14 protein-coding genes are annotated in these 15369 nt (G+C 69.2%); 9 read left to right on the forward strand and 5 right to left on the reverse strand.

Annotation, left to right across the window (positions count from 1 at the left end; translation table 11 throughout):
* Positions 1-70 precede the first annotated feature (70 nt).
* Positions 71-241 (reverse strand): hypothetical protein, encoded by a 171-nt coding sequence (locus FHR32_RS05035; protein ID WP_184753219.1) that lies wholly within the window; start codon positions 239-241, stop codon positions 71-73.
* A 600-nt stretch (positions 242-841) separates the two neighbouring features.
* On the opposite strand from FHR32_RS05035, the gene FHR32_RS46570 reads away from it, so the two are divergent.
* From FHR32_RS46570 to FHR32_RS05055, 4 genes are all read left to right on the forward strand, one after another.
* Positions 842-1735 (forward strand): reverse transcriptase domain-containing protein, encoded by an 894-nt coding sequence (locus FHR32_RS46570; RefSeq protein WP_184753220.1) that lies wholly within the window; start codon positions 842-844, stop codon positions 1733-1735.
* A gap of 564 nt (positions 1736-2299) precedes the next feature.
* Positions 2300-3583: a group II intron reverse transcriptase/maturase gene (ltrA, locus tag FHR32_RS05045; RefSeq protein WP_184753221.1), complete on the forward strand. Its 1284-nt coding sequence runs from the start codon at positions 2300-2302 to the stop codon at positions 3581-3583.
* Between the two features lie 38 nt (positions 3584-3621).
* Positions 3622-4218: a group II intron maturase-specific domain-containing protein gene (locus FHR32_RS44045; RefSeq protein ID WP_184753222.1), complete on the forward strand. Its 597-nt coding sequence runs from the start codon at positions 3622-3624 to the stop codon at positions 4216-4218.
* Positions 4219-4311: 93 nt separating this feature from the next.
* Positions 4312-5532: an IS110 family RNA-guided transposase gene (locus FHR32_RS05055; protein ID WP_184753223.1), complete on the forward strand. Its 1221-nt coding sequence runs from the start codon at positions 4312-4314 to the stop codon at positions 5530-5532.
* Positions 5533-5707: 175 nt separating this feature from the next.
* On the opposite strand, the gene trhA is transcribed toward FHR32_RS05055, so the two are convergent.
* Complete coding sequence (gene trhA, locus FHR32_RS05060; protein ID WP_184753224.1) at positions 5708-6385, reverse strand: PAQR family membrane homeostasis protein TrhA; 678 nt, start codon at positions 6383-6385, stop codon at positions 5708-5710.
* A gap of 119 nt (positions 6386-6504) precedes the next feature.
* Positions 6505-8046: a penicillin-binding transpeptidase domain-containing protein gene (locus FHR32_RS05065; RefSeq protein WP_184753225.1), complete on the reverse strand. Its 1542-nt coding sequence runs from the start codon at positions 8044-8046 to the stop codon at positions 6505-6507.
* An 88-nt stretch (positions 8047-8134) separates the two neighbouring features.
* On the opposite strand from FHR32_RS05065, the gene FHR32_RS05070 reads away from it, so the two are divergent.
* Entirely contained in the window at positions 8135-8956 is an 822-nt protein-coding gene (locus tag FHR32_RS05070) for a spermidine synthase (RefSeq protein WP_184753226.1), read from the forward strand.
* 37 nt (positions 8957-8993) lie between these two features.
* Here FHR32_RS05070 and FHR32_RS05075 read toward each other — a convergent pair whose 3' ends face one another.
* Positions 8994-9341 (reverse strand): zinc-binding dehydrogenase, encoded by a 348-nt coding sequence (locus FHR32_RS05075; RefSeq protein WP_312882018.1) that lies wholly within the window; start codon positions 9339-9341, stop codon positions 8994-8996.
* Between the two features lie 239 nt (positions 9342-9580).
* Between FHR32_RS05075 and FHR32_RS05080 the strand changes: the two genes are divergently transcribed.
* Both FHR32_RS05080 and FHR32_RS05085 read left to right on the forward strand, forming a co-directional pair.
* A complete protein-coding gene (locus tag FHR32_RS05080; protein WP_184753227.1) occupies positions 9581-9886 on the forward strand; it encodes a hypothetical protein in 306 nt (101 codons plus the stop codon).
* Positions 9883-10827 (forward strand): WXG100-like domain-containing protein, encoded by a 945-nt coding sequence (locus FHR32_RS05085; protein WP_184753228.1) that lies wholly within the window; start codon positions 9883-9885, stop codon positions 10825-10827. Before FHR32_RS05080 ends, FHR32_RS05085 begins: the two co-directional genes overlap by 4 nt.
* Positions 10828-10917: 90 nt before the next feature.
* On the opposite strand, the gene FHR32_RS05090 is transcribed toward FHR32_RS05085, so the two are convergent.
* The gene (locus tag FHR32_RS05090; RefSeq protein WP_184753229.1) at positions 10918-12684 is read right to left on the reverse strand and encodes a sensor histidine kinase; all 1767 of its coding nucleotides are present in this window, start codon (positions 12682-12684) and stop codon (positions 10918-10920) included.
* Positions 12685-12873: 189 nt separating this feature from the next.
* On the opposite strand from FHR32_RS05090, the gene FHR32_RS05095 reads away from it, so the two are divergent.
* Together FHR32_RS05095 and FHR32_RS05100 are read left to right on the forward strand one after the other, a co-directional pair.
* Complete coding sequence (locus FHR32_RS05095; protein WP_184753230.1) at positions 12874-14235, forward strand: serine hydrolase; 1362 nt, start codon at positions 12874-12876, stop codon at positions 14233-14235.
* A gap of 111 nt (positions 14236-14346) precedes the next feature.
* Positions 14347-15333 (forward strand): pirin family protein, encoded by a 987-nt coding sequence (locus FHR32_RS05100; protein WP_184753231.1) that lies wholly within the window; start codon positions 14347-14349, stop codon positions 15331-15333.
* Positions 15334-15369: the final 36 nt, after the last annotated feature.

Genomic DNA, 15369 nt, shown 5'->3' on the forward strand with positions numbered 1-15369 from the left:
TGCCTGGTAGCCGCTGGTGAGTGAGCACTCCCTCGTCCTGGACTATGAGTCCTGGTGTCAGACCGTGCCCTCACCGGTGGTCAGGGGTCTTGATCGCTGATGGGATGTCGTGCCCGCCGATCGCATGGCGTGAGCACTTGTCCATTAGGTCGCCGACCGGCTCCTGCAGGCTGCTGGAACTGTTGTCGAGCTCTTGGAGTGACGGATGCTGTTCGTCGGAGACGACTGGGCCGAGCAGCATGTGCGCCACGAAGCGCGCGAAGTCGAGCGGAGGTGAGAGACCTTCGCCTCCTGGCCGTCGCAGCGGCTGGGTGAAGCTGGGGGCAGCCTGATCCGGGAGTCGCCGGGGAGGGTGGGAGCAGCCCCGACAACGCCGGGACGTGCCGAGACTGTCAGACGGTGCGGGTCCGGTTAGCGAGACAGGAAGGTGTACGAGAGAAACCAGTGCCTGACGCCCCTTAACGGCCCACCAGCTCAAACCTGACGGATATGGGCTGGGTGCGGTGCGTCCCCGCTCGTGTGCATCGGCGGGGAACTCCTCGGGACCATGTGAACCACCCCGGGGAGGCCACGACGAAGGTCTGCGGCGTAGTCGTGGCGATGCCGCAGGGGTAGAGCTGGACGCCTCACCTGTCGATCGACTTCGTGACGAACGTGGGAACCGTCCGGTGCCGCCCTCGCCCCGCGCGGCCAGCGTGGCGGAAGGGCAGGCGCGACGTCTGCTGATGGCATCGGGCGGGGCGGAGGCTCCGTAGTAGTCCGAGGCCGGGAAAGCCGGCCACATGGCGAAGGGAGCCAGCAAGTCAGTGGTGGAAGTACTGGAAGACCAGGAGGTTCGCTGGTGAATACGAGTGATCCGTCGTGGGGCCTGTTGAGGGCCGAGCGACGGGTACTGGAGATCCAGACCAAGCTGCACCGTTGGGCGACCGATGATCCTCATCGTCGGTTCGACGATCTGTTCAACCTCGTCACCGATCCCGGCTTTCTGCTGATGGCTTGGGAGCGGGTTGCGGGGAACAAGGGCGCACGCTCGGCCGGAGTCGACGGGATAACCGCCGCCTTCGTCCAGGAACGGATCGGGACTGAACAGTTCCTGGAGGAGTTGCGTGAGCAGCTCAGGAACCAGACGTTCCGGCCCGTTCCGGTCAGAGAGCGGATGATTCCCAAGCCGGGGACGCGCAAGCGCCGCCGTCTGGGGATCCCGACGATCGCCGACCGGGTGGTCCAAGCGTCCTTGAAGCTGGTGCTGGAGCCGATCTTCGAGGCGGATTTCCTTCCGTGCTCGTATGGGTTCCGGCCGAACCGGCGAGCGCACGACGCGATGGCCGAGACGCGCTTCCTGGCATCCAAGACCTACGAATGGGTACTGGAGGGCGACATCAAGGCCTGCTTCGACGAGATCTCGCACCCGGCCCTCATGGACCGGGTGCGCGGACGGATCGGGGACAAGCGCGTGCTCGCGCTGGTAAAGGCGTTTCTGAAGGCGGGCATCCTCACCGAGGTCGGCACGTCCAAGGAGACCGTCACCGGCACCCCGCAAGGAGGGATCTTGTCTCCGCTGCTGGCCAACGTGGCTCTCTCGGTTTTGGACGAGCACTTCGTCCAGGCACCGGGCGGAGCGCGTTCGACCACGAAACAGCGCTGGACCCGCCGCCAGAAGGGGCTGCCCAACTACCGGTTGATCCGGTACGCGGACGACTGTGCGCCACGAACGCTGATGGAGGTTGTGATGTAGAAGATCGCGAGCTTCGGATGCGGTGCTGTGCTGGTGATGGAGGTAGGTCCTCCGGGATCGCTCACGCAGGGGGAGGTCCCAAACCACCGCGAGTTGCTGCGGCTCAATGGCCGTGGTGGTGAGCGTCGCGGAAAAGGCGCACGAGATGCGTCAGGTGTGAGCCGAGAAGGCGAACGAGAGTGAACCACTGATGAAACGTCGAAAGCGTAGCGGCGTCATCGAAACCGGGGTCCAGTTGTTGCCCCGGGATGAGCCTGGCGGGTGCCTGCTTGCTGGCCAGGTGGTGACCGGCGTCAAGGTGGCGCGAGTTCGGCTTGGGCGCCAGTACGGAACGTGGGAACCTGCCGTCTCAGCGGTGTCGGGCGCGTGTTGGAGCGTCCGGCCGAAGGGAGTACCCCAAGCAGCGGACACTGCAAGGGGCCGAGTACCGGGGCGAGGCGGAGGGACGGACCGGCTCGTAGTAGTGCAGAAGCGCCGTAATGGGCGTGGAGCGAAGGGGCCGGGTCGCCCGGAGTCGCTTGGTGGTCAACCGGCTGGTCATCCGATCGGGCCGGGAGGAGCCAGGTGAGCGAACTCAGGCAGCAGGACAAGCCGTTTCAGATCGACAAGTGGAAGGTCTGGGAAGCGTTTCAGAGAGTCAAGGCCAACAAGGGGGCGGCGGGGGTCGATGAGGAGTCGATCGCGCAGTTCGAGGCCGATCGGGACCGGAATCTGTATCGGATCTGGAACCGGTTGTCCTCAGGCTCGTACTTCCCGCCGCCGGTGAAAGCGGTGGAGATCCCCAAGCCGCAAGGGCGAGGGGTGCGGGTGCTGGGCGTGCCGACCGTGGCCGACCGGGTGGCCCAGACGGTGGTGCGGATGTATCTGGAGCCGAAGGTCGAACCGATCTTCCATCCGGATTCCTACGGCTATCGGCCGGGCAAGTCGGCGCTGGATGCGGTTGGGGCGTGCCGGGTGCGGTGCTGGCGGAAGGATTGGGTGATCGACATGGACATCCGGGCCTTCTTCGACACCGTGCCGCATGACCTGGTGCTCAAGGCCGTCGCCAAGCACCTTTCACCGGATCAGCGGTGGATCCTGTTGTATGTCCAGCGGTGGTTGACCGCTCCGATGCAACGGCAGGATGGCACCCTGGTCGCCCGAGATCGCGGGACCCCGCAGGGGTCGGCGATTTCACCTTTGCTGGCTAACCTGTTCATGCATTACGCGTTCGACGCCTGGCTGGCCCGGGAATTTCCGGCGCTTGGGTTCGAGCGTTACTGCGATGACGCGGTGGTGCACTGCGGCAGCCGCCGGCAGGCCGAATACGTGCGAGACGCGATTGCAATGCGTCTGGCGCAGGTCGGCCTGGAGTTGCATCCGGACAAGACATGCATCATCTACTGCAAGGACGCCGACCGGACGGGCTCGCACGAGCACACCCGGTTCACGTTCTTGGGCTATGAGTTCCGGCCCCGGCTGGCCAAGAACAAGCACGGCAAGCACTTCGTGTCGTTCTTGCCCGCGGTCAGCACGCAGGCGATGAAGGCGATGGGAGCGGTGATCCGCTCCTGGCATCTGTCCCGGCGCAGTGACAAGTCTCTGGACGACCTTGCCCGCATGTTCAACAGCATCGTGCAGGGGTGGATCAACTATTACGGGCGCTTCTACCGGTCCCGGTTGCTCTCCTTCCTCCGGCATCTCAACAAGCTCCTGGTGGGCTGGGCGTGCCGGAAATACAAACGGCTCAAACGCCGGGAACGGCGCGCGATGGCCTGGCTGGCCGAGATCGCCCGGCGATCTCCCCGCCTGTTCGCGCACTGGCGTCTCGGCGCTCGTCCTGACGGCTGGGCGATGGGAGCCGGATAAGCCGAGAGGTTTAAGTCCGGTTCTGCGAGAGGCCGGGGGTGCGATTCCCCCGGCCTACTCTCCTCGTCATTCTGGTCTCGGGCACTCGGGAACACACCGAGGCACTGCTCCCCGAAGTAGCGGAAGTCCTCGCCACCGTTGGGCTGCGGCTCTCGGAGGAGAAGACCCTGATCACTCACATCGACGAGGGCCTCGACTTCCTCGGCTGGCGCATCCAGCGCCACCACAAGCGAGGCACCGACCAGCAGTTCGTCTATAACTACCCGGCCAAGAAGGCACTTCGGTCCATCAAGGCCAAGACCAAGGCGATCTGCCGGATGAACGTCAGCCTGCCGCTGGCAGTCCTGCTGCATAAGCTCAACAACGTGCTGCGGGGCTGGACCGCCTACTTCCGGCCAGGGGTCTCCGCCCGCGCCTTCCAATACCTCCGCATGATCGTCTGGCGACAGGTGTTCGGATGGCTGCGACGCAAACACCTCAACGCGGGCTGGAAGGAACTGCGCCGCCGCTTCTGCGACGGCGGATGGTGGCCACGCGATGGAGAAGTCGTCCTGTTCAACCCCGGCTCGGTGGCCACCACGCGCTACCTCCCCCGAGGGACAAAGATCCCATCGCCCTGGCCCAGCACACGCTGAGGACACCAACAGTCCAAAGGGACTTGTGGAGAGCCGGATGCGGGGCCAACTCGCACGTCCGGTTCGGGAGGGCGGCATGGAGAAACGGACCGGGTGAAACCCCGGCACCGCGCTCCATGCCGACCCCACCACGACGTGGAGGTCCAGGACGAGGCGGGGCAGGTCCTCAAGCGGGTACGGCTGCCCGAGGGAATGGCCGGGATCTCCCGGTTCCACGAGCTGGTGGCCCGCTTCGTGGCCGAGGACGCCGAGCCCTCGGATGTGCTGGTGTGCATCGAGACCGACCGGGGCCCGTGGGTGCGGGCGCTGCGGGCGGCCGGGTACCGGGTGTTCGGGGTGGACCCCAAGCAGGCCGCCCGGTACCGGGAGATCTTGAGCAGCTCGGGAGCCAAGAGCGACAAGGGCGACGCGCACGCGCTGGCCGACATGCTCCGCACCCGCCGCCGCCAGTTGCGGGAGGTCGCCGGGGACTCCGAGGTCGCCGAGGCCGTCAAGGTCGTCACCCGCGCGCATCAGACACTGCTGTGGGAGCGCACCCGGCACATGCTCCGGCTGCGGGTGGCGTTGCGGGATTACTTTCCGGCGGCGCTGGAGACCTTCAAGCCTCTTGGCCTGACCTCGGAGGCGGTGTTGAAGCTGCTGGCCAAGGCACCTACCCCGGCCTCGGCGGCGAAGCTGACGATCAGCCAGATCAGCGCGGCGCTCAAGGGCCGCCGGGACATCGCGGGCAAGGCCGAGGCGATCCAGCAGGTGCTGCGTGGCGAGCATCTGGGCCAGGCCGACCTGGTCACGGCCGCTTACGCCGCCTCCGTCCGTGCCCTGGTCGCGGTCATCACCACGCTGAACACCGAGATCAAGACGCTCGAAGGCGAGGTCGAGGCGCATTTTGGCCGGCACCCGGACGCTGAGATCATGCTCAGCCAGCCCGGCCTCGGGGCTGTTCTCGGCGCCCGGGTGCTCGCCGAGTTCGGGGACGCTCCCGGACGCTATGCCTGCGCCAAGGCTCGCAAGAACTACGCCGGAACCAGCCCGATCACCCGCCAGTCCGGCAAGATGCGCACCGTCCACGCCCGGTTCGTCCACAACGACCGCCTCGTCGACGCCCTCCACCTCCAAGCCTCCTGCGCGATCCTGCACGACCGCGAGGTCCGCGCCTACTACGACCAGCTACGCGCCCGCGACGTCGGGCACAACGCCGCTCTCAGACAGGTCGGCAACCGCCTCGTCGGCATCCTCCACGGCTGTCTCAAGACCCGCACCCACTATGACCAGACAACCGCCTGGTCTCACCGATCCCAGGATCTCGCGGCTTGACATCCAAGCTCCAGGGATGTCTGACCCGAGGGCGCCGGGGCCGTGGCCGGTGTGGTCCACGGCGCGGGCCTGCCCAGCTCCGCCGCCCAGTCGCGGGCCATGTCGGCGGTGGAGCGGAACAGCCCTCCGCGGCGGGTCCGGCCCGGCCCGCGTGTCCGCGGCCGGTGACGTGGTTCTAGGCGCCCGCCGAGTAGACCACCAGTGAGACCGCTATGTACTGGACCACGTAGGCGGCGACGGTGAGGGCGTGGAAGACCTCGTGGAAGCCGAACCAGCGGGGTGAGGGGTCGGGGCGGCGCAGGCCGTAGACGATGCCACCCGCCGTGTAGAACAGCCCGCCCACGAAGATCAGGGTCACCGCGACCGGCCCCGCACCCTCCATGAGCTGGGGCAGCACGAAGACGGCGGTCCAGCCGAGACCGATGTAGAGCGCGGTGGACAGCCATCGGGGGGCGCCGGTCCACAGCACCCGGAACAGCACTCCGGCGACCGCGCCGGCCCAGATCACACAGAGAACCGCCGTCCTGGCCGGTCCGTCCAGGGCGAGCATCGCGAAGGGGGTGTAGGTGCCCGCGATGATCAGGTAGATGTTGGCGTGGTCGAGACGGCGCAGCACCTCCTCAAGGCGCGGGGAGAGCGTGCCCCGGTGGTAGGTGGCCGAGATGCCGAAGAGCAGGCCCGAGGTGACCGCGTAGATCGCGGCGGCGAGCCGTGACTGCAGGGTGGGGCCCAGGGCGACCAGGACGAAACCGGCGGTGAGCGCGACGGGCAGGGCTCCGGCGTGCAACCAGCCACGGAGGCGGGGCTTGATCGACTCTGGGAGGGTGAATCTCTCAGAAGAAGTCGTGGTCATGAACCTACGGTACCGTAAGTTACGCCAACGTAGGTTGTGATCTGCCCTACAGGCCGGAACGGCTCCGCCACCCGGCCTCACCCGCCCGCGCCCAGCCGGCACACCCCCCCGGAACGCCCTCAGAGCGCCCGCAGGAAACGCGCCGCGATGGGCACGGCCGTCTTCGCGCCACTCCCGCCGCCCTTCACGAAGACGGCGAAGGCGACCTTGCCGCGGTAGCCGACGAACCAGGCATGCTCCTCCCCATCACCCGCCTGGGCGGTCCCCGTCTTGCCCGCCGTACCGGGAGGGAGATCGGCGGACGAGGCGGTTCCACTCGACACGACCGCCCGCATCATCGCGCGCAGGGCGGTGACCGTGCCCTGCGGCAGCGGGACCGCCTCCGCGCGCGTCGCGCGTCCCGCCACCATCACCGGCCGGTGCCAGGAGCCGTCCTGTACGGCGGCGGCGACCAGGGCCATGCAGAGCGGGCTGGCCAGCACGGAGTGCTGGCCGATGGCGTCGGAGGCCAGCTCGTCGGCGGTGCCGTGGGGCTCTATCTCGCCGCAGGACCCCTGGTCTCCGATGCTCTTGCCGAACCCGAACAGCTCGGCGGCCTTCACCAGGCCGCCCCCGGACAGCAGGCGGACCGACTGCTCGACGAAGGCCGTGTTGCAGGAGAGCGCGAAGGCGTCGGTCAGCGTGATGGTTCCGGGGACGGCCTGCCCTCCGGCGTTGTGGAACGGGCGGCCGTCCGGGGGCGTGTAGGTCGCGGGGCACGACACCCGCGAGTCCGGGGTCAGGCCGCCGGCGAGCAGTGCGGCGGCGGTGACCACCTTGAACGTCGACCCCGGCGGGTAACGGCCGAGGAAGGCGCTCTGTCCGCCCAGCTCCCCGCCCAGCCGGTCGGCGACCGCGAGCACCTCGCCGGTGCCGGGCTCGACCGCGACGATCGCCGCGGGCGAGCCCACCCCGTCCAGCGCCCGGGCCGCCGCGGCCTGGACCGGCCGGGAGAAGGTGGTGCGGATCTTCTCGGCGGAGGGCGGCGCGAACGTCATGAGCGCATCGGCCGTCCCGTCCGCCCGGACCGCCTCCAGCGCGTAGCCGCTGTCGCTCGGCTCGGAGTCGGCGCCGAGCGCGCCGAGGTAGCTCTCGGCGCCGCTGTCGCGCGGGAACCGCGCGCCGGAGCGGGTGACCGGCTCGGCCGCGGGTGCCACGACCTCCCTGAACTGGATCCGGCCGCCGTCCTTGAGCGCCGGATGGAGCGTCTCCGGCGCCCAGAGCACCTTCCACCGCCCGTCCCGCAGGATCAGCCGCAGCGTCGAGGAGAACGGCCACGCCCCCAGGTCTTTGATCCGCCTGACTCCCTGGAACGGCAGCTCCGCCGCCCGCTCCCCCTGCCGCTTCAGCGTGCCCGGCGTGAGGTCCAGCGACTCGATGTCCAGGTCGCGGCTGAAGGCGAGGTGCCGCTCGGCGAAGTCGGCGGGCAGGTCGGCGACCAGGCGGCTCATCGCGCCGATGTCACTGTCCTCCCAGGCCGCCAGATAGGCCTGGGCCACCTCCTCGGGTCCGGCCTCCGTCCGGCCGCTCTCCGTCCCCGTGGGGCGGACAAGCACGTAGAGTCCGGCCGCGATGAGGGTGAGCACGACGGAGGTGAGTGTGAGGACCGCTCGACTACGCATACGGTTTCTCCCAAGAGTGTCCCCCAGCGTTGTATATCAGAGGGAAGAGGGATCAAAGGTGATGGTCAGGCGGGAACCACAGAGGCCGATGCCAGGCCGTTATCCGGTGACCTTCGGAGAGGTCGAGCTCCTGGGAGACCTCGACCGCCCCTCCGGCTGGGTGATCTCCAAGGACGGTGTGCCCCAGTCCTACGTCGACCTGGACGACCCCACCTACCTCGACTTCGAATACGTCCAGCTGATGGCCATCGTGATCGACCTTCTCGACGAGGGCCCGCTGGACGCCGTGCACATCGGGGGCTGCGGCTGCACCCTCCCCCGCTACGTGGCGGCTACCCGCCCGGGGTCGCGGCAGATCGTCGCCGAGCCGGACGGGGGGCTCGTCCAGCTCGTCAGGGACCAGCTCCGGCTGAAGTCGGTCCCCCGACTCAAGGTCAAGATCCTTGACGGCCGTACGGCCACCGCCGAACTCCAGGACGCCTCGGCCGACCTGGTGGTGCTGGACGCCTTCAGCGGCGCCACGATGCCGCTCGATCTGGCCACCTCCGAGTACATGGGCGAGGTCGCCCGCGTCCTGCGCCCGGCCGGGACGCTGCTGGTCAACGTCGCCGACGGCAAGGGGCTGGCCTTCGCCCGCCGGGTGCTCGCCACCGTCGGCGCCGCCTTCCCCCACCTGGCGCTGCTCGCCGACCCCGGCGTCATGCGGGGACGCCGCTTCGGCAACCTCATCGTCGCCGCCTCCCGCACCGGCCTTCCCCTCTCGGGCCTGGCCCGCCGGGCCGCCGGCGGACTCGCCCAGGCCCGGTGTGTGTACGGCGAGGACCTGACCAGGTTCGTCGCCGGCGCCCTCCCGCTCAACGACGGCACCCCCGTCGTCGTCCCTGTGCCGCCTCCGGGGGTGTTCGGCTGAGAGCGTGTCCCAGCAGTGGTCGTGCGGTCCGGTGGGCTCAGCCGATGTCCAGGACCGCCTTGCCGTGCAGCCGACGGCCGAGGAGAGCCTCGACGGCCTCTGCGGCCTTATCCCAACCGCCCCGCCAGGAGATCTGCGGGTCCAACCGGCCGGTCGCGACCTGCCCGGCCAGCCAGGTCAGGTCCGGGGCCAGCCCTGGGCAGGCGAGCAGGAAGAAGGTGACGATCGAGCGGTCGTGGCGGCCCTGGTCTCCGAAGAGCATCCCGAACGGGAAATGCTCTCCCTCACCCGTCATGTGCCCGACGGACACCAATGTGCCACCCTCGGAAAGCTTGTCGTAGGCGTCCACGACCTGGGGACACGGGACGTACGGCCGGAATCCCACGCACGAAAGATCCCCGCTCTCCGCCGCCGGACGGCCCCGTCGATATATTCTTGGTATTTCCTACTTTTAATAAGTGATATTTCCGGCACGCCGGTTACCGCCGGCGTGCCGTGTCCACACTTCACAGCACGGAGGTGCACATGTCCGAGGCTCCGCCCTATGGTTCCGCAGGCGCGTCCGGGGGGAGATCCGCCGCGTGGCAGGGACCGCCCGCCGAGCTGGCGATGTCTCCGGACGATATGAAGACATCCATCACGAGGGCGTTCGACGCCGAGAGCACCGACCTCACCGGCGCGCTCATCAGGGAGGTGAACGAACTGATCGCGGTGGGTGACTTCTGGGGCGGCGACGAGGCGGGCATGAAGTTCTACAACGGCGACGCCGAGGTGCCCGGCTACGCGGCGACGGCCGAAGGGATCATGACCGAGACGGGCGCCATCCCGTTCTTCTACAGCGGCGTCGCGGCCCGCCTTTTCTGCATGGGGGCCACCGTGGAGGCCGCCGACTGGGCGAGCATGGCCGAGATGCCCTGGGTCCTCCGGTGAGGCTCAACCGCTCGGCACTGTTCCCGCTGGGGGCGGCGGGCATGCTGGGGGTCGTCCTCAACGACATCTACCGGCGGTGGCCGGAGGGCGACCCGGACGGGGCACGCCGGGCCGCCGCCGTCTGGAGGTCGATCGGCACGCTGGTCGCGACATCCCAGGGGGACATGGAGCGGCAGGCCGCGCGCGTGTGGCGGGACAATCCCAGCGAGGGCAGCGAGGTGTTCCGTGCTTTCTGGCAGGGGGGCCTCATCTCCCGTTCCCTGCCCCCCGGCGTCCAGGGTCCGACCTCTTCCATATCCTTCCCCGACTACGCCGAAGCGGTCGCGGCGCACTGCGAGCGCACCGCGGAGGCGTGCGAGGAGTACGCCGAGGCGGTGGAGGCCACCCAGCACGCGCTCAAGGTCCTCGCGGCGACCGAGGTCGCGCAGCTGTTGTTCGCCGGAGCCTGGCCGGTGGTGGGCGGCCCCGGCGCCGCCGCCATCAAATGGGCGGCGGACAAGCTGCGCAGGCAGTATCAGATCGAGTATCTGATGATGCTCTTCCAGAGATACGTCGCGGAGATCGTGCGGAAGAAGCTGGCGAACTACGCCGCCGGAAGCGCCTTCTTCGCCCTCGGCGACACCACCCTGTCGATCGGCACCAAGGCGGCGTTCGGCGACGGCCCCGGATCGTTCGAGGACAACGCCACGATGACCATGAAGGACTTCGCCGCCTGCCTGGTCTTCTTCGGCGTCTGGGACCTCACCAGGGTCGGCCCTCTGGGCAAGGTGCTCGACAACGACGCGGGTAACTTCGCCTCCTTCTACATCGGCTCGAACTCCTACACCGTGGCGAACAACGCGATGAACGGAAAGAGCGGAACGGACCTGCTGCCCACCTTGAAACAGCTGATGGCCAAGGCCGCGGTCGGCACCATGCAGGCGGCCAAGACGCCGGAGTGAGCCGCACCGGACAGGGGGCCGGGACGCCGGGGCGAGACCACCGCACCGGAGAGCCGGGGCGCCGGAGCGGAGCCCGCCGGACGGCCTCCCTCAGCCCAACGCGGGCACCCAGGCCCGGAGCCGGGTGCCCTCGCCCGGCCCACCGGCCAGATCCAGCCCCCCGCCGAGGGCGGACATCCGGTCGGCCAGCGGGCCCAGCCCCCCGCGGCCGGCCGCCGCCGGATCGAATCCCTTCCCGTCGTCGGAGACCACCACCTGCAGCCGCCCGCCGGCCTGCGTCAGCCGTACCTCGATCCGGGAGGCCGCGGCGTGCTTGAGCGCGTTGGCGATCGCCTCGCTCACCGTGAAGTACAGCGCGCCCTCGATCTCGTCGGGGAAACGCCGTGCCCGCAGCCCTGTCTCGGCGGTCACCGTCGTGGCCACCGGCAGGCGCGAACAGCGCTCCTCGACCGCCTCCACCAGCCCGGCCTGGCTGAGCACGGACGGATGGATGCCCGCCGCGAGCTCCCGCAGGTCGGTGAGGGTCTGCCGGGCCTGTTCACGCAGGTCTGCCAGGGTTTCGGGGCCACCACCGGTCGCCCGGGCCAGTTCCAGCCCGGCGATCAGCGCCACGAGCTGCTGCTGCGCCCCGTCGTGGATGTTGCTCTCGATCCGCCGCCGCTCGGCCTCCTCCGCGTTGACCAGCCGGGCCGCCAGCCCGGCGCTCTGGATCGCCAGCGCCACCGGCACCGCCAGCGCCTGGAGCAGCCGGCGGTCCTCGGCGGTGAAGCGCCCCGCCGTCCTGGGACCACACGCGATGTGCCCCAGCCCGGCCGGCACGGTCAGCACGGCCTCACCGTCCTCGTCGCCCGACACCACCCGGGTGCCGTCCGCGAGCGTGACGGCCGCCCAGCGGGCCTCCAGCCCGGCCCGTACGGCTCCCGCCAGCCTGCCCAGCTGCTCCGCCGGCTCGGCCTCCTCCAGCGCCGGGCCCAGCTCCGTCAGCAGCTCGTCCACCGTCGGCCGGAGGTCGAAGACCAGGAAGATCCGGGAGCCCCTGATCCCCACCCCGATGTCGAGGAGGTTGTGCCGGAACACGGTCGCGATGATCGCGACGGCCGGCGAGGCCATGGCGCTCATCAGGCCGATCCAGGCGCCCAGACCGAGACCGGTGCGCCCGCCCACCGCGATCAGCACGCCCCCGCCGAGGGTCCCCACGGCTCCGGCGATCATCCAGCGGAGCCTGCGGCGCTCGGTGGCGTCGCCGCGCCGCAGGCGCAGGACCAGGGAGACCAGCACCGACAGCGCCATCAGGAAGGTCACGAGCTGTCCCAGGCCACCCACGGACGCGGCCACCAGCCCGGCCGTCCCGCTGAGCCCGAGCGGGTTGCCTCTGGAAACGACGACGTAAATCTCGTCGGGGCTGAGCAACACCCCCGCCCAGTGCGCGGTGATGGCCGCCCCGGCGACCCAGACGCCGATCCGCCAGCGGCGCGAGGGCAGCCGCCCGTCAGGGAACAGGAGAGGGATGAAAACCCAGGTCAGACCGTAGAAAATGGTGGACAGCGAGGTGAACAGGGCGCCGAGGACCGCGAGAGGGCCGTGGCCGGTGGCGTCCCTGAGCAGGAGACCGACACCGAGTATGCCGAGCCCCAGGCAGTCGGCGGCGGCCAGGAGCAGCCAGCCGTAGACGTTGTCGGGACGCCGGACCGCGACGAGCCAGCCGATCGCGGGCAGCGCCAGGCACACCACGATGAACAGCCACTCGCTGAACGGCGCGGGCAGGCCGCTCTCCAGCAACGTTCCCGCGCTGATACCGGCCGCGGCCACCACGGCCGCCGACGCGGCCGGCACGCGGGAGAAGGGCTCGGGGGGCATGGAACGCAGCCTGACCTGCCAGGGGACTCTCCGTCTATGGGGTTGTCCGCACATCTGGTGCAGTCTGCCGCACATCGTGGAACGGAGGATGACCGGATGGTGCGGCAGGCGTGGCCCTGCCTAGTTTGGAGATCAGGACGATAACCGCAGGTTGCGGCGGCGACGCCCGATCCGGCAGAGGAGCTTTCCGTGCGACTTCCGTTCCGACAGACATATGCCCTGGCTCTCGGCCTCGCCATGGCGGCCGTCCCGGCGACCGCACTCGCGAGCGGTGCCCCGGCGGCGCCGGCACCCGCTGCGGTCACCGCGGCCCCGCAGATCCCCGACAGCCCGGTCGGCAGGCAGCTGAGCTGGTATCTCGACGCGGTGCCGAGGGCCCCCATCCCAAACGCCGAACTGGAGGAGCATCTCAGCGCGGATTTCCTCAAGGCCATCCCTGCCGACGACTTCAACGCGTTCACCAAGAATCTCAAGGGTCTGACACTGGAGAAGCTGACCGCCGTCAAGCCCACGAGACTGGTCGGCCTGGCATCGGTCGGCGGGCACACGTTCGTCCTCACCATCGCGGTGGACGGCGACGGCAGGATCAACCGGCTCGGCCTGGACCCCGGGCCGGCGCCCGTCCCTCCGGCTCCGACGAGCTGGGCCCAGCTCGACACCCGGCTGAGCAAGGCCGCGCCGGAGACGGGCTTCGCCGCCGCCGAGATCGACTCCCGGGGCCGGTGCGAGGTCGTCCACGGCAAGGCCGTGGACGAGCCCCGGCCACTGGGCTCGATGTTCAAGCTCTACGTGCTGGGCGCGGTCGCCGAGAAGATCCGCGACGGCGGGCTGAGCTGGGACACCAAGCTCACGATCAAGCCCGAGTGGAAGAGCGTGGGCGAGGACGGGCTGGTCGACCGGCCCGACAACAGCACCACCACGGTCCACGAGGCGGCGAAGCTGATGATCTCGATCAGCGACAACACCGCCACCGACATCCTCATCCACACGGTCGGGCGCAAGGCCGTCGAGGCCAAGGTGCGCACGTGGTCCGGCCACGTCAAGGAGAACATCCCCTTCCTCACCACGCGCGAGCTGTTCCTGCTCAAGGGCGTGAACTATCCCGCGCAGGCCAAGACCTATCTCGCGCTCAACCCCGCGAGGAAACTCGCCTACCTCAAGAAGACGGTCGCCAAGCAGTCGCTGTCGGACATCAAGATCTGGACCACGCCTCGCGAGAACGACACGCTGGAGTGGTTCGGCTCCCCGCGTGACGTCTGCCGCGCCTACGCGGGACTGGTGAAACTGAACTCCAAGCAGCTGAACGAGACACTGTCGGCCAACGACGGCAGCCTCAAGCTCGCCCCGGAGAAGTGGCCGACGGTCTGGTTCAAGGGCGGCTCCGAGGTCGGGGTGGTGAACACGAGCTACCTCGCCCGCTCGGCCAGGGGGAAGGTCTACGTCGTCACCACCATGACCGCCAACCCCCAGACGGCCATCAACGAGAACACGGCCGTCCCCGAGATCATCTCGCTGAGCCGGGGCGCTTTCGCACTGGTCGAGGCCAGGTGACCGGGTAGCTCCGCGACCGCGGCGTCCCTGGCGCCGCGGTTCTGGCCCATCATGGAATAGTTGAAGAATCAACTGAGTTGATGACAGCGAATTCCAGAGAAGGAGACCGAGATGCCCGCCGTGACCGTAGAGAACCCGCTGACCCTGCCCCGCCTGCCCCAGCCGCTCGACGCGGTGCGCGAGCGCGAGGTGCTGACCGTGACGACCGCGCCCAGCGGCTTCGAGGGCGAGGGCTTCCCCGTCCGCAAGGCTCTCGCGACGATCAAGCCCCAGTATCTCGACCCCTTCATCATGATGGACCAGATGGGCGAGGTGGACTACGCGCCGGGTGAGCCCAAGGGCACCCCCTGGCACCCGCACCGGGGCTTCGAGACCGTCACCTACATGATCGACGGCGTGATGGACCACGCCGACTCCCACGGCGGCGGCGGCACGATCTCCGACGGCGACACGCAGTGGATGACCGCCGGCGGAGGCATCCTGCACAAGGAGGCTCCCCCGGAGTGGCTGGTCCAGAAGGGCGGCCTGTTCCACGGCATCCAGCTCTGGGTGAACCTGCCGGGCAAGGAGAAGATGGTCGAGCCGAAGTATCAGGACATCGGCAGGTCCAACGTCGTCCTGCTCAGCAGCCACGACGGCGGAGCGCTGGTCCGGCTGATCGCGGGCGAGGTCGGCGAGTTCACCGGCCCCGGAAACACGCGGACGCCGATCACCCTGCTGCACGCCTCCCTCAGCCCCGGCTCCCGGCTCACGCTGCCCTGGCGCAAGGACTTCAACGCGCTGGCCTACGTCCTTTCGGGACGGGGCGCGGCCGGCGCCGACAGGCAGCCGATCGAGTCGGGCCAGCTCGCGGTCTTCGACGGCTTCGGCACCCTGCCCGGCCTCGGGACCGAGGGCGAGAGCCTCACCCTGTGGGCATCCGGCACCCAGGAGAGCCGGAGCCCCAACCTGGAGGTCATCGTGCTCGGCGGGCGGCCGATCGGCGAACCTGTCGCGCACTACGGCCCGTTTGTGATGAACACCCAGGAGGAGCTCGTCAAGGCGTTCGAGGACTACCAGGCCGGCCGCCTGGGCACCATCCCCGCCGGTCACGCCTGACCCCGGCATAGCCGGCGGACCTCGGGGCGGCGGTCA

Source organism: Streptosporangium album (assembly GCF_014203795.1).
Lineage (GTDB): Bacteria > Actinomycetota > Actinomycetes > Streptosporangiales > Streptosporangiaceae > Streptosporangium > Streptosporangium album.